Source organism: Albimonas donghaensis (assembly GCF_900106695.1).
GTDB lineage: Bacteria > Pseudomonadota > Alphaproteobacteria > Rhodobacterales > Rhodobacteraceae > Albimonas > Albimonas donghaensis.
Genome location: NZ_FNMZ01000002.1, coordinates 477,944 through 501,050, shown reverse-complemented (window position 1 = coordinate 501,050; position 23,107 = coordinate 477,944). Strand labels below are relative to the sequence as shown.

Here is a 23,107-nt window from a genome sequence, read left to right as displayed (position 1 = left end):
CCCGCGCCATCCTCGCGCCGAGTTCCAGCGACCCGGGTCGCCAACCCGCCCCGAGGGCGGTCAGGACGGCCGCCGTCACCGCCTCGTTCGCAGGTCCGGGCCCCGGCGCGGCGCCCGGTTGCCTGGCCTGGCCTGCGATCCCGCCGCGCCGCGCGCCGCCGGCACTTGCCTGCGCGGGCCGGGCGGGCCATTCACGGGGACCATGCCGCGCCTCCCCGCCTCCCGTTCCGCACCGCCCGTCCCGTCCGATGCGCCCGACCTGCTGGTCATCGGCGCCGGCGCCTTCGGGCTCTGGTCCGCCCGCGCCGCGCTGGCCCGGGGACTGAGCGTCATCATCGCGGGCGAGCACGCGGCCCCCGCCGCCTCCGCCACGCCGGTCGGCGCCCTCGCCCCCCATCTCGCCGAGCCCTGGACCCCGCTCAAGGCCTTCCAGCTCGCCGCTCTTTCGGCGCTGGGCCCGGAGATCGCGGCGCTGGAGGCGGAGACGGGGCTTTCGGCCGGCTACGCCCGCCCCGGGCGGCTCAGCCCCCTGACCTCCGAGGCGCAGCGGGCCCATGCCGAGGCCCGCGTCGCCGATTGCGCGGCGCGTTGGGGGGCGGGGGCGGGGGTGACCTTGATCGACCGGCCGGACGCGGCGGGCGCGTGGGATCCGGCCTGGCTCGCCCCCGCCGCCCATGGCGCGCTGCATGACGACCTGACGGCGCGGGTCGATCCGCCGGCCCTGCTCGCCGCCCTGCGCGCCGCCTGCGCCGGGGCCGGCGCGGGGTTCGCGGACCTGGGCGGGTTTCTCGGCTGGTCCGCCGGGGCGGCGGGGTTCGAGCGCGGCGAGATCCGGGCCGGCGCCGCCATCCTCGCCGCCGGGACCGCGACGCTGCGGCTGTTCCCGTCGCTCGGCGGCGGGCCGGTCCACGGGCAGGCGGCGCGGTTGCGGGTGGCGGCGCCAAGGGGCGCGCCGCTGATCGGGGCGCCGGGGTTGTGGATCACGCCGCATGCGGGCGGCCGGGTGGCGGTGGGGGCGACGTCGCAGGGCGGGCGCGCCGACCTGACCACCGACAAGGCGCTGGACCGGCTGCTGGCCCGGGCCGAGGCCCATTGCCCCCTGCTGGCCGGCGCCGAAGTCGAGACCCGCTGGGCCGGTCTGCGCCCGCGGGCGGCGAGCTCTTCGCCCGTGGTCGGCCCCGCGCCCGGAGCGCCCGGGCTGGTGCTGGCCACGGGCGGCTACAAGATCGGCCTGGGCGTGGCGGCCGCCTGCGGGCGCGCCGCGGCGGCCATGGCGACGGGCGCGACGCCGGATGACCTCCCCGCCGAATTCCTTCCCCCCGCCGATGCGCCTCTGCCGGAGTTCCGCCGTCCGGGCGGCGCCGGGGCCGGTTCCGGCGAGGCCTGACGCGGGCCTTCGGCCAAGGCGCGGAGTCGGGGCCGGGCGCTTCCCCCTCCGGGGCTGGCGTCGCCCGGAAGACGCCGCCTGCGCAACGGGGCCGCCCGCGCCGGGCGCAGCCCTCGCCACGCCCGCCGCGCGCCGCGGGCGCGGCCCGTCCACCCGCGGGGCCTCGACGCGGCGCCTGGCCCCCCCGTCTCCGGCCCGCGGCGCCGCGACCGTCTTTCCGCGGCCGCCCGTCGGGCGTATGAGGGGGCCGGACACCGAGCGGCCCGGCGCCAGGCGCAGGGCGATGACGGGAGCGACCGACATGCAGCAGACAGTCCCCGAGGCCGGGATCTCCGGCCGCCCCGCTCGCCCCCCGGTTTCGCCGGGCGAGGCGCCCCGGGCCAAGGGCCGCGCCGCGCGGCGTAAGGGCCTGCGCGCCGGCGCGGCGCTGATGGCGCTGGGCCTCGCGGTCGCCGCCATCGCCGGGGGCGCGCCGGGCGCCGCAAGCGCCAACGACGGCGAGGACTACTACTTCCCGCCCGTCACCTCGCAGGAGAAGTTCGAGCGCTCGATGCTCGCCGGCCCCCGCCGCGACGGGCTCGACCGGGAGGCCTTCGTGGGCGCCATCGCCCGCGCCCAGGCCGAATCCGCCCAGACCCCGCGCTTCGCGCTCTTCGCCAAGGGCGACGGCTCCCGGCGGCTGATCATGATCGGGCTCGACGACCAGTCCTTCCGCACCCTGTTCCGCGCCCGCGCCGTGCTCGCCCAGCTCACCTATGGCATGCGCGCCACGCCGCTGTTTCGTTCCCAGGGGCTGGAGGCCAGCGCCACCTTCTTCGACGCGCTCAAGCTGCTGGGGTTCACGAGCCTGACCGTCTCCGACGGCGCCACCTGGACCCACCGCATCGACTTCGAGTGACGGGAGCTTCCGCCATGACCGACGACCTCGCCGCGATCACCACGCTGGGCCAGGCGGCCGAGCAGCCCGCCTCCCCCGAGGAGGCGCGGCTCGACCCCGTGCCCAACCCGCAGCGGGGGGAGCTGTTCCTCGCCCGCTTCGTGGCGCCGGAATTCACCTCGCTCTGCCCGGTGACCGGCCAGCCGGATTTCGCGCATCTGGTGATCGACTACGCGCCGGACGAATTCCTGATCGAATCGAAGTCGCTGAAGCTGTTCCTGACCAGCTTCCGCAACCACGGCGCCTTCCACGAGGACTGCACCGTGTCGATCGGCAAGCGCATCGCGGCGGTCGCGAAGCCGACCTGGATCCGCATCGCCGGCTACTGGTATCCGCGCGGCGGCATCCCGATCGACGTGTTCTGGCAGTCGGGACCGGCGCCGGAAGGCCTGTGGGTCCCCGATACCGGGGTCGCGCCCTACCGTGGGCGCGGTTGAGCGCGACGGCGTGCGGGGATTTGAGCGCCACTGCGCGCGGGGCTGTGAGCGCGAATGCGCGCGGGGACGTGAGCGCGAATGCGCGCGGGGATGAGCGGATGAGAGGAGCGGGCCGATGATGGATGCGAGCGCGAATGCCGGGTCGGCCCGGCGGATCGACGGCAAGGCCTTCGCCGAGGGCCTGCGGGTCCAGGTCGCCGCCGAGGTGGCGAAGCTGGCCGCGCAGGGCGTGACGCCCGGCCTTGCGGTGGTGCTGGTGGGCGAGGATCCGGCCTCGCAGGTCTATGTGCGCAACAAGGGCCGGCAGACGCTGGAGGCGGGCATGGCCAGCTTCGAGCACAAGCTGCCCGCCGACGCCTCCGAGGCCGAATTGCTGGAGATCGTCGCCCGGCTCAACGCCGACCCGGCGGTGCACGGGATCCTGGTGCAGCTGCCGCTGCCCGGCCACATGGACGCCGACCGGGTGATCGACGCCATCGCGCCGGAGAAGGACGTGGACGGGTTCCACGTGATCAATGTCGGGCGTCTGGCGGCGGGGCTGCCGGCGATGGTGTCCTGCACGCCGCTGGGCTGCCTGATGCTGCTGCGCGACCAGCTGGGGCGCCTCTCGGGGCTCGACGCGGTGGTGGTCGGGCGCTCGAACATCGTGGGCAAGCCGATGGCGCAACTGCTGCTGCGCGAGAGCTGCACGGTGACCGTCGCCCATTCCCGCACGAAGGACCTGGCCGAGGTCTGCCGGCGCGCCGACATCCTGATCGCCGCCGTGGGCCGGCCCGAGATGATCCCGGGCGACTGGATCAAGCCGGGGGCGACGGTGATCGACGTGGGCATCAACCGCATTCCGGCGCCGGAGCGGGGCGAGGGCCGGACCCGCCTGGTGGGCGACGTGCATTACGCGAGCGCGGCGCAGGTCGCCGGCGCGATCACCCCGGTGCCGGGCGGGGTCGGGCCGATGACCATCGCCTGCCTGCTGGCCAACACCGTCACCGCCGCCTGCCGCATCCACGGGATCGAGCCCCCCGCCGCCTTCGCCTTCTGACGTCGCCTTTTTTGACGGGGCCTTCTGACAGGGCCTTTTGGCGGGGCCCTCTGACGGGGCCGGCCGGTTCCGGACGCCCCCCGCGGCGTCCGGCCGGGGCCGCGCAGGCCCCGCGGACGGCGCCTCCGCGCCCGGCGCCGCGAGGCCGCCGCCCGGCCCGCCCGGCGGGGGCGGTCGCGCGGCGAGGCGCCGCTCAGGCCCGCGGGCGGATCACCGCCATCGTGCCGAGCATGATGGCGGCCCGCGTCGCCACGCCGTCCGCGTCGATGCTGTCGACCTCGGCCCGCACCACCACCACGCTGCGCCCCGCCCGCTCGACCCGTCCGCGGGCCAGCACCCGCGCGCCGTTCACCGGGGCGAGGAAATTCGTCTTCATCTCCAGCGTCACCACGCTGTCGCCCGGCGCCAGCATGGTCGCCGCCGCGATCCCCGCCGCCGTGTCGCCCCCGGCGAAGGCCATGGCCGCATGGGCGGCGCCCAGCTGCTGGCGGGTGGCCTCGCCGACGGGGGCCGAGAGATCCGCCGCGCCGGGGCGCAGGGTTTCGAGCCGGTAGCCGAGCAGGCGCATCATGTTCTGCACCTCGAACAGCGCGCGGGCGCGGGCTTCCCAGTCCGGGTCGCGGGGCGTGAAGGCGGGAGGCGCGGGGGCGAAACCGGGGGCGGGGCTGTCGAGGGTCATCATGTTCCGGAGCGTGAAGGGGGCGGAGGGGCCAGCAGATCCCCCGCCCGGCGGCGCATCAAGATCCGGGAGGTCGCGGGGCGCATCGGCCGCGGGGCGCGCGCCGGTCATGATCGGGCGAAGCGGGATCGCGAGCCTTGAAGGCCGCGCGCCCCGCCCACCCCGCCCGCCCCGCCCCGCGCGTCGGCGGGGTCGAGCCGTGCCGGGGCCTCGGAAGGCGGGCCGGATCGCCGGCTGGCCGTGGCGCTCCGGTCAGTCCATGCCGCCCATCACCGCCATCGTGCCCAGCATGGTGGCGATCGGCGTCTCCGCCCCCGCCTGATCCAGCGCGACCACGTCGGAGCGGACCACCGTGACCGTCCGCCCCGCGCGCTCCACCCGTCCCGTCGCCCGGATCGCCTGCCCGCGGGCCGGGGCCAGCAGGTTGATCTTCATCTCGATGGTCAGCACGCCGAAGCCCGGCGCCATCAGCGACTGCGCCGCGATCCCCGCCGCCGTGTCGCCCGCGGAAAAGGCCAGCCCCGCATGGGCGAACCCGTGCTGCTGCGAGATCTCGGGCCGGATCGGGGCGGTCAGCACGGCGATCCCGGGGGCGAGGCTTTCGATCGCGATCCCCAGATGGCCCATCATGCCCTGAAGGGCGAAGACCTTGCGGATCCGCTGCTCCCAGTCCGGGTCGCGAGGGGTGAAGGCGCTCATTTCGGGCTCCGTGTCGGGGGGGCGTGGGGGCGGATTGCGTGGGGGCGAGCCTGGATGCGGGGGCGCGGGCGTCCTGCGTGGCGGAGCCTCGCGGGCGGGTTCAGCGCCCCGTCGACGCCAGCCTTGCGATGGGGCGCAGGGCGGAGAGCGGGACGGGCGTCACCCGCGGGCCAAGCAGCAGGGCCAGCCCCTCGGGCGCCAGGGCGCGGATCGCCGGGTCGCGGGCGCAGAGGCCGCCGGTATAGCGCCCGAAGGCCGGCAGGATCAGCCGCCCGTGGGAGAGCACGAAACAGGCGCGCGCGCCGCCGCCGCCGGGCAGCCGTCCCTTGGGGTGATAGTGGCCGGAGACCTCGCCCCCCTCGCGCTCGCCCCCCTCGCCCGCGATCCCGCCCGCCCGCCAGCCCGGCGCGGCGATGTGGCGGAAGACCAGCGGCCCCGCCCGCAGTTCCGCCGCATGGGTCATGCCGGGAGCGGTCAGGCCGTTGGGGCCGGGATCGTGGTTGCCCTCCGCCCAGGTCCAGCGCCGGCCCTCGGCCATCTCCGCCAGCCGCGCCCGGGTCGCGGGGGCCAGCGCCGCGGCCGCGGCGGGGTCGTCGAAACTGTCGCCCAGGCAGACCACCTCGGCGGGGGCGAGCGCCGCGATCTCGGCCGCCAGCCGATCCAGCGTCTCCTCGGTCTCGTAGGGGGGCAGCAACGGCCCGCCGCGCCGCGCCATCCGTCCGGATTTGCCCAGATGCAGGTCGGCGACCGTCAGCATCCGCCGCGCCGGCCACCACAGCGCGCCCGAGGGCCGGGCGACCAGCGCCGCGCCCCCCAGCGCGAAGCCGAGCCCCTCCGCAGGGGCGGCGGTAGGCGAGGGGCAGGGGGGCAGGGGAAGCGAGTCGCTCATGTCCGCGATGTTAGCGAAATGTTCCCCCCGTCGCCAAGGGGCCGCGACGTGGGGACGAGGGCGCCCGCCGGGCCTCGCCCGGCGCGGGGCGGAGGGGGCTCGACGCCCCCTCCGGCCCGTCTCCCTCCGGCCCGTCTCCCTCCGGCCCGTCTCCCTCCGGCCCGTCTCCCTCCGGCCCGTCTCCCTCCGGCCCGTCTCCCTCCGGCCCGTCTCCCTCCGGCCCGTCTCCCTCCGGCCCGTCTCCCTCCGGCCCGTCTCCCTCCGGCCCGTCTCCCTCCGGCCCGTCTCCCTCCGGCCCGTCTCCCTCCGGCCCGTCTCCCTCCGGCCCGTCTCCCTCCGGCCCGTCTCCCTCCGCCCCGTCTCCCTCCGCCCCGTCCCCTTCCCCAAGGACCGTCCTCAGCCCAGCGTCTTGACCATGCGCAGGACCGGCACGGTCCGGCCCGCGACCGCCGGGGCCTCCATCCGCTCGACCTCCCGCCAGCCGGCGGCGCGGTAGAGCGGCGCGCCCGCCAGCGTGGCGATCAGCATGCCCTGGGAAAATCCCGCCTCGGCCGCGGCCGCCTCCGCCGCCGCGAGGATCGCCCGGCCGATCCCCCGCCGCGCGTGGTCGGGATCGGTGTACATGGCCCGAACCCGCGCCGGCTCCGTCGCCGGGTCGACCAGCGCGTCGTCGCGCCCCGCGCTGTGCCCGCCGCCATGCGACGTGCGCCGCTTCGACCAGCCGCCGCAGCCGATCACGGCGCCGGACGCGTCCTCGACCAGGAAATAGGTTCCGTCCGCCACCAGCTGCGGGTCCATGCCCATGATCGCGACGCTGTCCGCGACTTGCTGCGGCGTCAGGAACCCGTCCAGCAGCCGCCCGATGGCGCGGTCCATCACCGCGGTCATCGCGGGAATGTCCGCCGCCCGCGCCAGGCGCAGGGTCCAGGCGGGCCGCGTATCCGGGCGCGCGCTCATCCCGGCTCCTCGATCCCGCAGGTCATCGGCTCGCGGCCCGGAAGCTCGAACCGCGCCGCGTCGCCCTTCACCCAGAACAGGATCTCGCCGTCGCCCAGCCAGGGCGCGGCCTCGCCCGCCTCGGCGGCGTAGCGGGCGCCCGAGGCGCTGCGGCCCTGCGGCAGAACCACCGTCGCCTCCGCCCAGTCGAGCACCGCCAGCCCCGGCTCGGCGTCGATGAAGGTCAGCCCGACCAGCGCGTCGAGCCCCGGGCAGGCGGCGACGTAGGGGCCGGTGGAGATGCCGGCCGCGTCCTGCATCCGCGCGTCGGCGTAGCCCTGGCGCAATGCGTGGATCCGGATGGCCTGTTCGGCCCGCACGCAGGCCGCGAGGTCGTCGGCCTTCCAGCAGTCGTCGCGTCCCTTGATCCATCCACGCTGGGTGGGTTTGAGCGTGGCGAGCCGCTCGGCGTTCATATGCGGGCTCTCGACGGCGAGGCGGTAGAGCCGCGCCACCTCGCGGTCCAGCGCCGCCTGGGCGGGATCGGCGCAAATCAGCTTTTCGGCCGAGGATTCGGCCCTGGCGCAGTCGAAGGACGGGCCGGCGCCCTCGGCGCGCGCGCCCGGCGCGGCGGCCATAAGCGCGAGGCCGAGCGCGCAGGCGCCAAGACCGGAACGGGGATGGAGCATGCGCGGTTTCCTCCTCATCGCGCCCGAGCGGCCCGAGCCGCCGGATCGCCGGGCGAGGGGCGCGGGACGACTCGGGCAGCGGCCAATCTGCACCGGGCCGCCCGGTTGCGCCAGCGCGGGGCGAACCCGCGGACGGAGGCTCAGGGCTCCGGCCCCTCCTCCCGCACAAGCCCCTCCTCCCGCACAAGTCCCGCCTCGCGCAACAGGTCGGCTTCGCGCATCAGCGCCGCGGCCTCGCCCTCAAGAAGGCGCTGGCGGCCGTCGCCCTTGATCGGAACCTTGCCGACCTCAAGCATCAGGGGCGCGGCGAGCGGGGTGATCCGCTCGGCCCGCACCACCCGCACGTCGCTGCGGGCGCGGGCGCAGAGCGCCTCGATCCTCGCGAAGTCCACCAGGCCCCGCTCCGCTTCCCGCCGCGTGATGCGCATCAGCAGGTGGTCGGGGTCGAAGCGGCGCAGGGTGTCGTAGAGGATGTCCGAGGAAAACGTCGCCTGCCGCCCGGTCTTGCGCATTCCGGGCAGGTTGCGCTCGATCAGGCCGGCGATGATGGCGGCGGCCCGAAACGTCCGCTTCATCACCGCGTTCTCGCCCAGCCAGCCCTCCAGCCCCTCGCGCAGCCCTTCGGCGTCGAGCAGGGCGGCGGGGTCGGGGGCCTCCTCCAGCGCCCAGGTCATCAGGGCGTAGTCATTGGCGACGAAGCCGAGCGGACCCAGCCCGGCCGTCTCCATCCGCCGCGTCACCAGCAGCCCCAGCGTCTGGTGCGCGTTGCGCCCCGCGAAGCCGTAGATCACCAGGTGGCGGCGGCCGTGATGGGGGAAGGTCTCGCACAACAGGCCGCGGCGCGACGGCAGCGCCGACCGCTCGGCCTGAAGCGCCAGCCAGTCGGCGGTATGCGCGGGCAGGGCGCGGACGGCGGCGGGATCCTCCAGCAGGTCCATCACCCGGTTCGACAGCAGGGTGGAGGTGGAGAGCTTCGAGCCCCCGAACACCGCGATCCTGGGGGCCTTCGTCCGTTCCCGCGACACCAGGATGGTCAGGTCGCGCAGCCCCTCGAAGCGCACCACCTCGCCGCCGATCAGGAAGCTGTCGCCGGGCGTGAGGGTGGCGGCGAAATCCTCCTCGATCTCGCCCAGCTTGTAGCCGCCCCCGCCCCGTTTGCCGCCAAGCCGGACGGCCAGCGTCTCGGTCCCGATGATCGTGCCGAGGTTCATGCGGATCGCGCGCGAGGCGCGGGGGTCGCGCAGGCGGAAGGTTCCGGGGGGCCCCTCGGCGAGGCGTTTCCACTTGTCGTAGGCGCGCAGCGCGTAGCCGCCGGTGGCGCAGAATTCGAGGCAGTCGTCGAACTCCGCGCGGGGCAGGTCCGCGTAGGGCCCGGCGCCGGCGCGGATTTCGTCATAGAGCGCGGTCGCCTCGAACGGCCCGGCGCAGGCGGTGGCGAGGATATGCTGGCAGAGCACGTCCAGCGGCCCGTCCCGCGTCTCGTCGCCGTCGAGGTCATGATCCAGCACCGCGTCCAGCGCCGCCCGGCATTCCAGCACCTCGAAGCGGTTGGCGGGCACGATCAGCGCGCGGGACGGCGCGTTGTAGCGGTGGTTGGCCCGCCCGATGCGCTGCACCAGCCGCTTGACGTTCCTGGGCGCGCCGACCTGCACCACCAGGTCCACGTCCCCCCAGTCGATGCCCAGATCCAGCGAGCCGGTGCAGACCACCGCGCGCAGCGTCCCCTCGGCCATGGCGGCCTCGACCCTCTGCCTGGCCTCGCGGTCGAGGCTGCCGTGGTGGATGCCGATGGGCAGGGCGTCGTCGTTGACCGCCCAGAGCGCCTGGAAGAACAGCTCCGCCTGGGCGCGGGTGTTGTGAAAGACCAGCGTGATGCGATGGGCGCGGATCAGGTCCATGACGGCGGAGGCCGCGTGCCGCCCGCCCTGGCCGGACCAGGGCGGCGGGGCCTCGGTCTCCAGCATCCCGATATCCGGCTCGGGGCCGGGATCGGCGAGCAGGACGCGGCAGCCCGACGGGGCCAGCCAGCGGCCGAGGGCGGGCGGATCCTCGACCGTAGCGGACAGCCCGACGACCGACAGGCCGGGGGAGAGCCCGCGCAGCCGCGACAGCAGCAGGGTCAGCTGGTCGCCCCGCTTGGATTCGGCCAGCGCGTGGGCCTCGTCCACGATGACCCGCCTGAGGCCCGCGAAGATGCGCGGCGCGTCCTCGTAGGACAGCAGCAGCGCGAGGCTCTCAGGCGTGGTCAGCAGGATATGCGGCGGGGTCGCGCGCTGGCGGCGGCGGGCGGACTGGGTTGTGTCGCCGGTGCGGTCCTCGACCCGGATCGAGAGCCCCATCTCCTCGATCGGGCGGGCGAGGTTGCGGCGGATGTCGGCGGCCAGCGCCTTGAGCGGCGAGAGATAGAGCGTGTGCAGCCCCGGCGGCGGGTCCCCCTCCAGCGCCACGAGGGAAGGGAGGAACCCGGCCAGCGTCTTGCCGCCCCCCGTGGGCGCGACGAGCAGGTCGGCGGCGCCGGGGCGGGCGGAGGCGAGCAGGTCAAGCTGATGGGGATGCGGCGTCCAGCCCCGCCGGGCGAACCAGTCGGCGAAGCGGGGGGGCAGGGCGCCGGGCGCGGCGGAGGGCGGCGCGGGCGAGGGCGGGGCGGAGGCATCCATGGGACGGAGCATAGCCCGGCATGCGGTCGGGCGGAACAGGCCGGGAACACGAGCGCGAGAGCGAAGCGCCCGTCCCGCGCGGGCGCCCCGGGTTTGGGCGCCCGCGCGGGGCGGGCGCTCGGATTGGGCGGCGCGAATTTTCTTCCGGTCGCGGCGATGCGGCGATGACGCGGCGGGGGCCGGCGGCGCGCGGCGCGTTCCGGGGCGGGCGAAGGGCGGGAGGGCGCGTCGCGGCTGCGCGCCGCCGGGGACGACCGGGGCTCCGCCCGCCGCCCGGAACATGACGTCGGGGCTTCAGCATCTTGCCCTGGTCAGACCTGCGGAGGGCGGCCGCGGGGCGCCTCCGCCCCGAGGGTTCCGGGAGCGCCGGCGGCCGGTTTTCGCGCCCCTCTCGCGCCCCGCGCCGAGGGGGCGCGCAGCCCCGCCGGCCTCCCTGCGGCGACGCGGCGCGGGCTCGCAAGTTTCTGGGCGCCGCACTTGACCTTCCCCCATCGTCCGTCTCTGATTGCTCTGTAATCACCTGCGCCGCCGCCCTTCGCACGGGGGCGCGGCAAAGAGGGGGACGGACCGTGTTCAACGAGATGTCCGGATCGGACGGCAAGCTTCGCGACCCCTATGCGGGGATCGCGGAATGGCTGGAAAGCAGCGGCGTCGATCTGCTCAACCGCCGCTCGGAGGAGGCCGAGGCCATCTTCCGGCGCATCGGCATCACCTTCGCCGTCTACGGCGAGGGCGGCGACCCCGAGCGCCTGATCCCCTTCGACCTGATCCCCAGGGTCTTCGCGGCCGCCGAATGGCGCCGGCTCGACCGCGGCATCCGCCAGCGGGCGCGGGCGCTGAACGCCTTCCTCTACGACGTCTATCATCGCGGCGAGATCCTGCGCGCCGGCATCGTTCCGGCCCACCTGGTCTACCGCAACTCGGCCTTCCTGCCCGAGATGATGGGGGTCAAGCCGCCGGGCCGGGTCTATTCCCATATCGTGGGCATCGACATCGTGCGCACCGGGGCCGACGACTTCCAGGTGCTCGAAGACAACTGCCGCACGCCGTCCGGCGTCTCCTACATGCTGGAGAACCGGGAGATCATGATGCGCATGTTCCCCGAACTGTTCGACGGCGGCGGGGTCGAGCCGGTGGACGACTATCCCGACGCCCTGCGCAAGACGCTGGAGGAGGTCGCGCCGCCGGCCTGCAAGGGCGATCCGACCTGCGTGGTGATGACGCCGGGGCCGCTGAACTCGGCCTATTACGAGCACTCCTTCCTCGCCGACCTGATGGGCGTGGAACTGGTGGAGCCGCAGGACCTGTTCGTCGACGACGGCCTGGTCTGGATGCGCACCACCCGCGGCCCGCAGCGGGTGGACGTGATCTACCGGCGCATCGACGACGATTACATCGACCCGCTGTCCTTCCGCCCCGACAGCCTGCTGGGCGTGCCCGGCCTGTTCGACGCCTACCGGGCGGGGGGCGTGACGCTGTGCTCGGCGCCGGGCGCGGGGGTCGCGGACGACAAGGCGATCTACACCTTCGTGCCGGACATGATCCGGTTCTATCTCGGCGAGAAGCCGATCCTCGACAACGTGCCGACCTGGCGCTGCGCCGAGACCGACAGCTGCAAGTATGTGCTGGAGCATCTCGACGAACTGGTGGTCAAGGAAGTCCACGGCTCGGGCGGCTACGGCATGCTGATCGGCCCGAAGGCGACGAAGGAGGAATGCGAGGCCTACGCCAAGCGCATCCTCGCGGACCCCTCGGACTTCATCGCCCAGCCGACGCTGGATCTCTCGGCCACGCCGACGATTTCGGGCGGAGTGGTGTCGCCCCGCCATGTCGACTTCCGCCCCTACTGCCTCGTGGGGCAGGAGATGCGGCTGGTCCCCGGCGGCCTGACCCGCGTGGCGCTGCGCGAGGGCAGCCTGGTGGTGAACTCGTCGCAGGGCGGCGGGGTCAAGGACACCTGGGTGCTGAGCGAATGAGCATGACCGCGCACGCGCCGACCCACGGTCGGATCACCCCCCAGGGAGCTTTCGGATGCTGAGCCGGACCGCCGAGAACCTGTTCTGGATGGGCCGCTACATCGAGCGCGCGGAAAGCACCGCCCGCCTGATGGAGATGGGCCAGCGCATGGCCATGCTGCCCGGCGCGGGGGAGCGGGACGAGTGGCGCTCCGTCGTCACCTCCTGCGGGTCGGCCCACCATTTCGACAAGGCCGAGCGCATCTCGGAAGTCGCCGCCGCCCGCGCGCTGGTGCTGGACGGGGACAACCCGTCCTCGATCCGGGCCTGTCTTTCGGCGGCGCGGGCCAATGGCAAGGCGGTGCGCACCGCGCTGACGCGGGAGATGTGGGAGTCGCTCAACGACGGCTGGCGCAAGCTGGAAAGCGTCGATCCGGGCGCCCAGTCCCTGCGCCGCGAGTTGCCGGAGCTGCTGGACTGGACCAAGCGCCGGGCCAACCTGCTGCGCGGCGCCGCCGAGACCTCGATGCTGCGCAACGACGGCTGGGACTTCATGCGCATCGGCGGCTTCCTGGAGCGCGCCGACATGATCCTGCGCCTGCTCGACGTGAAATATTTCGTGCTGCTGCCCGAGACCGACGTGGTCGGCGGCGGGCGCGACCATCATCAGTGGACCTCGGTGCTGCACGCCACTTCGGCGACGCGGGCCTTCCACCATGTCTATCGCGGCGACTACGCGCCGTGGCAGATCACCGACTTCCTGCTGCTCAACCGCGCCTTCCCGCGGTCGCTGTCGCACTGCTACCGGCAGACGCTCGGCCATCTGGAGCATATCGAGCGACGCTACGGCGCGCGCCACCCCTGCCACGACACCGCGCTCGCGATGGTCGAACGGCTGGAAAGCGCGGGTATGGGCGAGCTGTTCAAGCAGGGCCTGCACGAATTCGTCTCCGACGCGCTGGCGGTGACCGCCCGCCTGTCGCGCGAGATCAAAGAAGCCTACCATTTCTGAGGGGACCGTTCCGATGCGCCTGAGCATCCGTCACCGCACGGTCTACGAATACGACCCCGCCGCCCTGCGCCTGGCCCTGCGCCTGCGCCTGTGGCCCTCGGTCTACGAGGGGCAGGCGCTGCCGGACTGGACCGTCACCGTCAACGGCGAGCCGGTGAAGCCGCTGCTCACCGATGATTTCGGCGACGTGGTGGCGCTCTGGCACGCGCATCAGCCGATCGGTTCGGTGGAGATCATCGCCCAGGGCGTGGTCGAGACCTCCGACACCGCCGGCGTGGTCCGGGGGCTGGGCCATGCCAGGGCCGCCGGCGTGTTCCTGCGCGAGACCGAGCTGACCCGGCCCGACGACGCGATCTGCGAACTCGCCGCCACCGTGGCCGCGGAGAAGGGCGACGACGGCACGCTCGCCGTCATGCACGCCCTGTGCAACGCGGTGCGCGAGGCGGTGGACTACCGCCCCGGCGTGACCGACGCCGACACCACCGCCTCCCGCGCCCTCGCGCTCGGGGCCGGGGTCTGCCAGGACCATGCGCATGTGTTCATCGCCGCCGCCCGCTCGCTGGGCGTGCCGGCGCGCTATGTCTCGGGCTATCTGCATGTGGACCCCGTGGAGGATGACGAGGACGCGGACGACGCCGACCGGATCCGCACGGACGACCTGACCGAGACGCACGCCTGGGCCGAGGCCTTTCTCGAAGGGCTGGGCTGGGTCGGCTTCGATCCGTCGAACGACGTCTGCCCGACGGAGGGCTATGTGCGGCTGGTGACGGGGCTCGACGCGAACGAGGCCGCGCCGCTGCGCGGCTCCGTCACCGGGGCGAGCGAGACCACCCTGACCGCCGAGGTCGAGGTCGTCCAGGCCGAGGGGCCGGGCCAGAGCCAGAGCCAGCAGCAGTAAGCCGGCCGGGGGCCGCCAGCCGCAGCAGGCCCACCGGGGTCCCGCGGGGCGCGCGATCTCCCGATCCGGCGACTTGGCGGCGCGGCGCGGATGACATCCGCCCCGCGCCCCTGTATCCCCGCCCGCGACTCGGGCGCCGCGCCGGCGCCCTGGACCCGAGGGAGAACCCGCCGTGACCTATTGCGTGGGCCTGCGCCTGGACGCCGGGCTGGTGATGCTGTCCGACACCCGCACCAATGCCGGGCTCGATAACATCTCGCGCTTCGGCAAGATGTTCTCCTGGGAACGGGAGGGCGAGCGCGCGCTGGTGGCGATGACCGCCGGCAGCCTGTCGATCACCCAGGGCGTGATCACCGCGCTGAACGAGGCCTGCGCCCGCGCCGAGGCCGGCGAGGATGTCGAGAGCGTCCTGACCTGCGACAGCCTGTTCCGCGCCGCCCAGCTTGTCGGCGACGCCATGGCCGCCCAGCAGCGCCGCTACCGCGAACGGCTGGAGGAGGCGGGGGCGGGGACCGGCGCCTCGATCATCCTCGGCGGCCAGCGCAGGGGCGGGCGGGCGCGGCTGTTCCTGATCTACGGGGCCGGCAACTTCATCGAGGCCACCGAGGACACCCCCTTCTTCCAGATCGGCGAGCACAAATACGGCAAGCCGATCCTCGACCGGGTGATCGAGCCCTCGACCCCGCTGCCCACCGCGCTGAAGGCGGCCTTCGTGTCGATGGACTCGACCCTGCGCTCCAACCTCTCGGTGGGGATGCCGCTGGATCTGGCGGTGATGGAGGCCGGGTCCCTGCGCGTCGACATCCGGCGGCGGATGGAGCAGGACGACCCGGAATTCGCCAAGGTATCCGGCGCCTGGGGCGAATCGCTGAGGGACGCGTTCGCGCGGCTTCCCGAGATCGTGTTCTGACCCTGCGTCGCCGGGGCGCAGGTCCGGACAGTCATCAGGTCGGGCTCGGGGACGCGCCCGGCCGGATGGCGAAAGCGCGGATTTCGGGACGAAACGGCTGAAAAGTCAGCCGGGGACATGCCGGGCGGCGCATATGAAGCCGGAATGACCGCGTCCGGCGTCGTTCGGAGTCCGGGGGCGGCGACGCGCGGAAACGCATTGTATCCGCGGCGCGCGACGTTATTGGATGCCTTGTCGAAATCTGAAAACGGATTAATATCAATTCACGTGACGGGCACGATTCTCAACGTGGGGAAAAGGGTCGGTTACTTGAACCGAAGGTGAACAGGGGGCGTCCCGCGTAGCACGGACGAACGTTGTCTTCGGGTGTAGCGTAGCGTGTCCTGGAGGACGAAATGAGCGTCATTCGGCGCATCCGCGCATGCAGGCGCGACGAGTCGGGGTCAGCGACCGTCGAGTTCGTGCTGTGGCTTCCCATCTTCTTCATGGTTTTCTGCGGCGCTACTGACGCCACTCTGCTCATGCACAAGCAGACGCAGATGATCGACGTGGCCCGGTCCGCATCGCGCGCCGTGTCGATGGGCGTGTCATCCCAGGCCGAGGCCGAGGCCTTCGCGCTTCAGCAGATGAACAGCGACAATTCCGAGAACGTGTCCGTCACGGTGCAGAACGGCTTCGTCACCGCGACGCTGAACATGCCCTATTCGGACGTCGTGATCTTCGGCTCGTTCCTGGCGGGGGACAGCGCGCTGGGCGCATCCGTCACCATGGTCGACGAATCCTCGACGAATGGCTGAGGGTCACGGCCGGAGGCCGTTCGCAACCCTGCGCCGCCTCGTTCGCGACGAGGCGGGGGCGGGCAGCGTCTTCTCCGTCCTCTGGCTGATGGCGCTGATGATCATCGCCGGCGTGGCGGTGGACGTCTCCAACGCCTACCGGGTGCGCGCCCAGCTTCAGGCCACGGCGGACGCCGCCGCGCTGGCCGCGATCCTGCGCGTCGGCGATCCGGACGGGGCGCGCGCCGCGGCGCGCCAGCTCGCCAACATCAACATGCCCACCGACCTCAACGGCGACGTGATGCCGACCGCGCTGGTCGAGCTCGGCATCTGGGAGCAGGCGAGCGGAACCTTCGTGCGCACCGAGCTGCCCCTGTTCAACGCCGTGCGGGTCACCGCCAAGCGGGGCGATGACGGCGGCGACGTGGTGCCGACCTTCCTGCTCGGGCTGATGAGCAACGAAAGCTGGACCATCGCCGCGTCCTCCACGGCCGTCTACCGGCCGACCTCGGCGAATGCCGACGGCAACCAGTGCGGCGGCGGCCTGATCATGTCCGAAAAGGACCTGCAGATGGGCGGCAACAACGAGCTGACCAACGGCATCTGCGTGCATGGCGAGACCGGGGTGAAGTTCGGCGGCTCCAGCTTCTTCACCGACGATGTGCGGATCAGCGCATTCGACCCCGACACCATCGAGATCGGCAGCGTCGACAACGGCTCCGCCACCGAGGATCAGGTGAAGGTCGACGAGCCGGTGCACATGGAGGCCAAGATCCTCCCCCAGCTCGACACCATGTTCGACGATCTCTGGACCGAGATCTTCGAGAGCGGGATCTCCACCTATTCCGGTCCGCTGATCCCCGATTTCATCTACAACGACGCGGGCTACGCCAACGTGGTGCGGGTCGATCAGTGGTGGTGGACGGTGCAGCCGGGGGATCTCAACCCCCACACCATCTACGTGGTCAATCACGGCATGCAGCTCGCCGGCAAGGTGGACGCGCAGAACGTGGCGATCATCGCCAAGGGCCAGATCGGCATGGGCGGCGGGCCGGCGCTGACCTTCGACAAGGTGCTGATCTTCGGCGAGGGCAACGTCAACTTCGCCGGCTCCGCCTCCTACGGGGAGGAGGACCACTACTGCGACGACGGCGAGTTCGACGTCTACATGTTCTCCAAGACCAAGATCCTGCTGGGCGGCTCCGACCCCAAGGCCTGGACCCATGCCTTCATGGCGGCGGCGCCGGACTTCCATCCGGGCGGGTCGTTCAAGAACGGCGGCGGGATCTATGTCGAGGCGTCCGAGCAGGTGCATCTCGGCGGCAACGCCCAGATCGCGGGCTGTCCGGGCGACATGTCGGGGCACTACGAGACCATCACCGTCGAAGACGACAGCATGATCTCCTACAGCGCCGCCCTGGTGCGCTGACGGGGCCGCCCGGTCCCGAGGGATCCCTCCATCGTGTCCGGGTGTCCGGCCGCGTCGCTTGCAGGGCGACGCGGCCTTTTTCATGCGGGTTTCTTCGGGGGCCGGCGGCGAGGCTGAACCGTCATTAATAATTCCCGCCCCAACATGAACGAAACCTTGCGCCGCTTCATTGAAATGAATAGAATGACTCGGACGGCCGTTGCGAGCCGGGGCGCCTGGCGGCGCTTCTTCGCAGGGCGGCCGGCGGGTCGATCGGCGGCCAGACGCGCCCTTTCTTTGCGTTTCGGGGCGCGGTCGCGACGATCCTGTGCGTTGTGTGCGTTCGGGAGCATGTCATGCGCGTCTTCAGACGCTACGGGCGCCGCTGCGCCTGGCGGAGCCGGGCCGACCGGGCCTCCGAGGTTCGCCCTGTTTCGGGCCGCCGCGCGCTTGGCGCCGCGCTGCGCCGCTTCGCGACGGAGCAGGCCGGGTCCGGCTCGATCATGTCGGTGCTGTGGCTCACCATTTTCCTGATGTTCATGGGCGTCGCCGTCGACGTGTCCAACGCCTACCGGGTGCGCGCCCAGCTTCAGGCCACCGCCGATTCCGCGGCGCTCGCGGCCATCCAGCGCATCGAGTTCCCGGACCAGGCCAAGGCCGCGGCCCGCCAGCTCGCGAACATCAACATGCCGACCGACGTCAACGGCGACGTCATGCCCGAGACCCTGATCGAGCTGGGCCTCTGGGACGAGGTCACCGGCAGCTTCTTCTCCTTCGGCGTCCCGCCCTACAACGCCGTGCGCGTCACCGCGAAGCGCGGCGATGACGGCGGCGACGCGGTGCCGACCTTCCTGCTGGGCCTGCTGCAGAACGACGCCTGGACCATCGCCGCCTCCTCCACCGCCACGATGCGGGCGAAAGTTGGCAATCCGGGCGGCAACCTGTGCGGAGGCGGGCTGCTGATGTCGGAGACCGACCTTCAGATGGGCGGCAACAACGAGCTGACCAACGGCATCTGCGTGCATGGCGAGACCGGGGTGCATTTCGGCGGCTCCAGCTTCTTCACCGCCGATGTGCGGGTCAGCGCATTCGACCCCGACACCATCACCATCGGCAACGTGGACAAGGGCTCGGCCACCGAGGACATGGTGAAGGTCGACGAGTCGGTGCACATGGAAGCCAAGGTCCTGCCCAAGCTCGACACCATGTTCGACGACCTCTGGACCGAGCTCTTCGAGAGCGGGATCTCCACCTATTCCGGTCCGCTGATCCCGGAATTCGTCTACAACGAAGCGGGCTACGCCAACGTGGTGCGGATCGACCAGTGGTGGTGGACGGTGCAGCCGGGGGATCTCACGCCCCACACCATCTACGTGGTCAATCACGGCATGCAGCTCGCCGGCAAGGTGGACGCGCAGAACGTGGCGATCATCGCCAAGGGCCAGATCGGCATGGGCGGCGGGCCGAGCCTGCTGTTCGACAAGGTGCTGATCTTCGGCGAGGGCGACCTGAACTTCTCGGGCTCCGCCTCCTACGGGGAGGAGGACCATTTCTGCGACGACGGCGAGTTCGACGTCTACATGTTCTCCAAGACCCGGGTGTCGCTGGGCGGCTCCTCGCCCCGGGCCTGGACCCACGCCTTCATGGCGGCGGCGCCCCAGTTCCATCCGGGCGGGTCGTTCAAGAACGGCGGCGGGATCTATGTCGAGGCGCGCGACCGCCTTCAGCTCGGCGGCAACGCCCAGATCGCGGGCTGCGACACGGCGATGAGCGGTCACTATGAGACCATCGTGGTGGAGGACGAGAACAACATCACCTTCGCCGGGGCGCTGGTGCGCTAGCCGGGCCGGGCCGTCGCTCGCCCGGCATGCGCCGCATGGGGCGCGGGGCCCACGGCGGACGCTGCGTCATGCGGGCGCCTGTTCGGGGCGGCGAAACCGCATGACGGGGCGTCGATTGCCGTCAGGTCACCAAATTCCCTTGATACAGTTCATGAAAATTAACTAAAAGGCCATTGGGGTTGCCCGGATCGGGCGCCGGCTGCGTTGGGAACCGCGGCGGGCGCGTCCGAGCCGGCGAACGAGGGGTCGTTCGTCGGGATCGTTCGGGCCGATTGGAGTTGGTGATGGCTTTCCATGTCGCCGCCGCCTGGCCGGTTCGCCGCGCCTTGCGATGGCGCTTGCGCGTTTTCGGGTATGCGCGCGCGGTGTTCAGCGACCAGGCCGCCAGCGCCACCGCGATGTCGGTGGTCTGGCTGGTGGCGTTGATGATGCTGGCGGGCGTCGCGGTCGACACCGCCAACGCCTTCCGGATTCGCGCCCAGCTACAGGCGACCGCCGACGCGGCGGCGCTGGCGGCGGCGCTGCGCCTCCAGAACCCGGACCAGGCCCGCGCCGCGGCGCATCAGCTGGCCGAGCTCAACATGCCCGCCGACAGGAACGGCGACGTGCTGCCTGACCAGCGGGTCGAGCTCGGGCTCTACGAGGCCGCGACCGGCATCTTCCTGTCGGGCATGATCCCCTACAACGCCGTCCGCGTGACCGTGCTGCGCGGCGACGACGGCGGGTTGGAGGCGCCGACCTTCCTGCTGGGGCTCGCCGGGCATGACAGCTGGACCGTGGCGGCCAGCGCCATGGCCACGGTGCGTCCGATGTCCGGCGGGGCCGGCGGGCAGGTCTGCGGCGGCGGCCTGATCATGTCCGAGGCCATGGTGCGGATGGGCGGGAACAACACCCTGGTCGACGGCATGTGCATTCACGGCGAGCAGGGAGTGCATTTCGGCGGGGCCAGCTATTTCACCGATGACGTCCGGGTCTCCGCCCTGCTGCCGCTGACCATCCGCATCGGCCATACCCGAGGCGGCTCGGCCGATGCCGACGCCGTAAGGCAGGACAGGCCCACGCATCTCGAGGCGCTGACCCTGCCGCGGCTCGACGCCATCTTCGACGAATTGTGGACCGCGCTGAACGACAGCGGCGTGGATCGCTATCACGGCGACCTGGTTCCGGACTTCCTCAAGAACGCGGAGGGCTACGTGAACGTGGTCCGCGTGGACAACTGGTGGTGGACGGTGCAGCCGGGGGACCTGGAGCCCCACACGATCTACATGGTCAACCACGGCATGCAGCTCGCCGGCGGGGTCGACGCGCGGAATGTGGGCCTTGTGGTCAAGGGACAGATCGGCATGGGCGGGGGGCCGGACGTGGCCTTCGACAAGGTGCTGTTATTCGGGGAAGGGGCGCTGAACTTCTCCGGCAACGCCCAGTATGGCGAGGCCGAGCACTACTGCGACGACGGCGCGTTCGACGTCTACCTGATGTCCAAGGACGCCATCTCGCTGGGCGGCTGGGGCCGGTCGGCCTGGACCCATGCCATGATGGCGGTGGCCCCGACCTTCGCGCCCGGGGGCGCGATGAAGAACGCCGGCGGGATCTACGTGGAGGCGCGCGACACCGTCCAGATGGGCGGCAATGTCGACCTCGCGGGCTGCGACACGGACCTCACCGGCCATTATGAGACGATCAGGATCGGGGACGCGGCGCCGCTGGCCCTCGGCGCCGCCCTGGTGCGCTGAGCCGCCCGTCCCGCTCGTCGCCCGCCCCGCCCGTCGCCCGCCCCGCCCGTCGCCCGTCCCGCCCGTCGCCCGGCCCGCCCATCCGCGGCGCCCATCCCCCGCGGCGCGCTCCCGACGAAAAAGGCCCCGGATGCGCCGCATCCGGGGCCTTTTCCCTGTCCGCTTGGGGCCGTCGCGCCCCGGCGCGTCAGGGCCGCGCGAGCCGGGCGGTCAGCAGCGGTCCCTGGGCCTGGCCCGACAGGCGGGCGTCGTAGACATGCAGCCCCTCCATGACCCGCTGCACGTAGTTGCGGGTCTCGTCGAAGGGGATGGTCTCGATCCAGTCGATCATGTCGATCCGCCCGGTGCGCGGGTCGCCATAGCGCTCCACCCATTGCCGCACCCGGTTGGGGCCGGCGTTGTAGCCCGCCGCGGCCATGGGCAGGGAGCCGAATTCGTCCACCAGCCCGGCCAGGTAGTCGGTGCCCAGCCGCGCGTTGTAGCGCCAGTCGCGGGTCAGCGCGCCCAGGTCGTAGGCGATGCCCAGCCGGCGCGAGACCAGCTTGGCGGTGCCGGGCATGAGCTGCATCAGCCCGCGGGCGCCGGCATGGCTGATCGCCTCGGGGTTCATCTCCGATTCCTGCCGCGCGATGGACAGCGCCAGCGACGGCGAGATCGGGCCCGAGGCGTTGGCGAGGTCCATGACCGGGTAATAGTAGTTCGGCAGCACCGCCCCGTCCGAGGCCGCCGCCTTGCCCACCCGCACCGCGACTTCCGGCCGGTTGAGCTCCAGCGCCAGCTGGCCCAGCGCGGCCTGGGAGCGCGGGTTGCGCGCCTCCTTCGCGGCGTTGGTGATCAGCCAGTGCGACCGCCCCCGCTCCCCCGCGTAATGGAGCAGCACCGCGGCGCGGACCTGGCTGGTCTGGAGCACCGCGGCCGAGCGCCAGTCGGTCGGCGGCGACACCCCGGCCAGGGTCGGATCGGCGGGGGCGCCGGCGCGCTCGGCGGCGAGCTGGCCGTAGAAGCTGGTCTGCCAGCGCGCGCCTTCGCGATAGGCGTCCGCCGCGCCGCTGCGGTCGCCCTTGGCCTCCCGCGCCCGGCCCAGCCAGTAATAGCCGCGCCCGAGGCTGATCGGCGAGGCCACGGCGGCGGTGAAGCGGGCGAAATGCGCCTCGGCCGCGGCCGGGTCGTTCATCTTGCGCAGCGCCAGCCAGCCCGCCAGCCATTCCAGTTCGGCGTAGTCGTAGCCGTCATCGGGGTCGGTGAAGTGGCGGGCGGCGAGCAGATAGGCCACCCGCGTGCGGCCCGCCCGGTCGGCGGCGCGCACCATGTCGATGCGCTCGTCGGCCCACAGGCCCGGGCGCCCCAGCGACGCGGCGGAGGTGGAGCGCGCGAGGATCAGCTCCTCCGCCCCCGCGTCCAGCCCGCGCTTTTCGCGCCAGCGGAAACGTTCATAGGCCAGCCCCGCGTCGTCGGCGTAGCTGGCCGGAATGCGGGCGATCAGCCCGTCCACCCCGGCGGCGCCGCTGCGCAGCGCCAGCCGGGCGCGCCCCAGCGCCGCCATGCCGGGATCGACGCGGGCATACATCCGCTCGGATTCCCCCGCCAGCCCGCGCCACAGCAGCATGTCGAGCCGCTCGGCGTCATGGCGGGCCAGCTCTCCGCCCCAGCCGGCGAGCAGGGCCTGCTCCTCCGACGGGGTCAGCGACAGCCTGGTCCAGGCGCGCACGGCCTCGGCGGCGGCGTCGGCGCCGCGGCCGTCCCGGGCCAGCGCCGTGGCCAGCCGAACGGCGCCCGAGCCGGTCTGCGGCGCGGCGCCGGCGAAAAAGGCCATGACCTCGGCGCCGGGCAGGTCGGGGGGCATGCGCTGTTCGGCGTAGCGGCGCAGGCGCTCGCTTCCCGGCCAGTCGGCGTTGCGCTTGAGGAACTGGGCGTAGTCGAACCAGCCGCCGGCCTCGTTCCACAGCATGCGCCAGGTGATCAGGTCCACCGCCGCCTGATCGCCCAGGGTGCGCGCCAGCGACAGGGCGGAGCCCCAGTCCTCGCGCTGCATGGCGTCGAGCGCGGGGGCGAGGCGCGCGGCCTCGCTCGCGGTGGGAAGGTTGGCCTGAGCCCGCGCCGCCGACCAGGGCGGAGCCGCGACGGCGGCCGCCGCCAGGCCGAATATCAGGGCCGCGACCGTGCGCTGCCGCACGGTCCGGCGGTTGCGCCGAACGTGGATCATGTCTTGCTCGCCTTTTCACGCC

19 protein-coding genes are annotated in these 23,107 nt (G+C 72.8%); 12 read left to right on the top strand and 7 right to left on the bottom strand.

Going from position 1 to position 23,107, the window contains the following annotated elements:
* Positions 1–202: 202 nt before the first annotated feature.
* The 4 genes from BLV24_RS08180 to folD all read left to right on the top strand — a co-directional run bounded on the left by BLV24_RS08180 (position 203) and on the right by folD (position 3,800).
* Complete coding sequence (locus tag BLV24_RS08180) at positions 203–1,387, top strand: NAD(P)/FAD-dependent oxidoreductase (RefSeq protein WP_176954677.1); 1,185 nt, start codon at positions 203–205, stop codon at positions 1,385–1,387.
* A 301-nt stretch (positions 1,388–1,688) separates the two neighbouring features.
* Positions 1,689–2,285, top strand: a complete 597-nt coding sequence (locus BLV24_RS08175; RefSeq protein WP_092680674.1) for a hypothetical protein — start codon at positions 1,689–1,691, stop codon at positions 2,283–2,285.
* Between the two features lie 14 nt (positions 2,286–2,299).
* Positions 2,300–2,761, top strand: a complete 462-nt coding sequence (gene queF / locus BLV24_RS08170) for a preQ(1) synthase (RefSeq protein WP_092680673.1) — start codon at positions 2,300–2,302, stop codon at positions 2,759–2,761.
* A gap of 118 nt (positions 2,762–2,879) precedes the next feature.
* Positions 2,880–3,800 carry a bifunctional methylenetetrahydrofolate dehydrogenase/methenyltetrahydrofolate cyclohydrolase FolD gene (gene folD, locus BLV24_RS08165; RefSeq protein WP_092681004.1) on the top strand — a complete coding sequence of 307 codons (921 nt, stop codon included), beginning with the start codon at positions 2,880–2,882 and terminating at the stop codon, positions 3,798–3,800.
* A 193-nt stretch (positions 3,801–3,993) separates the two neighbouring features.
* Here the strand turns inward: folD and BLV24_RS08160 are convergent, their stop codons facing one another.
* The 6 genes from BLV24_RS08160 to BLV24_RS08135 form a co-directional block, all read right to left on the bottom strand.
* Entirely contained in the window at positions 3,994–4,479 is a 486-nt protein-coding gene (locus tag BLV24_RS08160) for a PaaI family thioesterase (protein ID WP_092681002.1), read from the bottom strand.
* A 252-nt stretch (positions 4,480–4,731) separates the two neighbouring features.
* Positions 4,732–5,178, bottom strand: coding sequence for a PaaI family thioesterase (locus BLV24_RS08155; RefSeq protein ID WP_092680672.1), 447 nt, complete (start codon positions 5,176–5,178; stop codon positions 4,732–4,734).
* A gap of 100 nt (positions 5,179–5,278) precedes the next feature.
* Positions 5,279–6,067 carry a ligase-associated DNA damage response endonuclease PdeM gene (gene pdeM, locus BLV24_RS08150; RefSeq protein WP_092680671.1) on the bottom strand — a complete coding sequence of 263 codons (789 nt, stop codon included), beginning with the start codon at positions 6,065–6,067 and terminating at the stop codon, positions 5,279–5,281.
* Positions 6,068–6,463: 396 nt separating this feature from the next.
* Positions 6,464–7,024, bottom strand: a complete 561-nt coding sequence (locus tag BLV24_RS08145; protein WP_092680670.1) for a GNAT family N-acetyltransferase — start codon at positions 7,022–7,024, stop codon at positions 6,464–6,466.
* Positions 7,021–7,692, bottom strand: coding sequence for an MliC family protein (locus BLV24_RS08140; protein WP_092680669.1), 672 nt, complete (start codon positions 7,690–7,692; stop codon positions 7,021–7,023). The genes BLV24_RS08145 and BLV24_RS08140 overlap by 4 nt, the downstream gene beginning before the upstream one ends.
* 140 nt (positions 7,693–7,832) lie before the next feature.
* Positions 7,833–10,349 carry a ligase-associated DNA damage response DEXH box helicase gene (locus BLV24_RS08135; protein ID WP_092680668.1) on the bottom strand — a complete coding sequence of 839 codons (2,517 nt, stop codon included), beginning with the start codon at positions 10,347–10,349 and terminating at the stop codon, positions 7,833–7,835.
* 569 nt (positions 10,350–10,918) lie between these two features.
* Between BLV24_RS08135 and BLV24_RS08130 the strand changes: the two genes are divergently transcribed.
* From BLV24_RS08130 to BLV24_RS08095, 8 genes are all read left to right on the top strand, one after another.
* A complete protein-coding gene (locus BLV24_RS08130; protein WP_425426084.1) occupies positions 10,919–12,325 on the top strand; it encodes a circularly permuted type 2 ATP-grasp protein in 1,407 nt (468 codons plus the stop codon).
* Between the two features lie 55 nt (positions 12,326–12,380).
* Positions 12,381–13,316, top strand: a complete 936-nt coding sequence (locus BLV24_RS08125; RefSeq protein WP_092680667.1) for an alpha-E domain-containing protein — start codon at positions 12,381–12,383, stop codon at positions 13,314–13,316.
* 13 nt (positions 13,317–13,329) lie between these two features.
* The gene (locus BLV24_RS08120; protein WP_092680666.1) at positions 13,330–14,214 is read left to right on the top strand and encodes a transglutaminase family protein; all 885 of its coding nucleotides are present in this window, start codon (positions 13,330–13,332) and stop codon (positions 14,212–14,214) included.
* A 172-nt stretch (positions 14,215–14,386) separates the two neighbouring features.
* Positions 14,387–15,124, top strand: a complete 738-nt coding sequence (locus tag BLV24_RS08115) for a proteasome-type protease (protein ID WP_092680665.1) — start codon at positions 14,387–14,389, stop codon at positions 15,122–15,124.
* 395 nt (positions 15,125–15,519) lie between these two features.
* A complete protein-coding gene (locus BLV24_RS08110; RefSeq protein WP_092680664.1) occupies positions 15,520–15,921 on the top strand; it encodes a TadE/TadG family type IV pilus assembly protein in 402 nt (133 codons plus the stop codon).
* Entirely contained in the window at positions 15,914–17,329 is a 1,416-nt protein-coding gene (locus BLV24_RS08105; protein ID WP_092680663.1) for a pilus assembly protein TadG-related protein, read from the top strand. The genes BLV24_RS08110 and BLV24_RS08105 overlap by 8 nt, the downstream gene beginning before the upstream one ends.
* A gap of 335 nt (positions 17,330–17,664) precedes the next feature.
* Positions 17,665–19,149: a pilus assembly protein TadG-related protein gene (locus tag BLV24_RS08100; RefSeq protein ID WP_092680662.1), complete on the top strand. Its 1,485-nt coding sequence runs from the start codon at positions 17,665–17,667 to the stop codon at positions 19,147–19,149.
* Positions 19,150–19,433: 284 nt separating this feature from the next.
* On the top strand, positions 19,434–20,882 hold the full coding sequence (locus tag BLV24_RS08095) for a TadG family pilus assembly protein (RefSeq protein ID WP_092680661.1): 1,449 nt from the start codon (positions 19,434–19,436) through the stop codon (positions 20,880–20,882).
* Between the two features lie 187 nt (positions 20,883–21,069).
* Here BLV24_RS08095 and BLV24_RS08090 read toward each other — a convergent pair whose 3' ends face one another.
* The gene (locus BLV24_RS08090; RefSeq protein WP_092680660.1) at positions 21,070–23,085 is read right to left on the bottom strand and encodes a lytic transglycosylase domain-containing protein; all 2,016 of its coding nucleotides are present in this window, start codon (positions 23,083–23,085) and stop codon (positions 21,070–21,072) included.
* Positions 23,086–23,107: the final 22 nt, after the last annotated feature.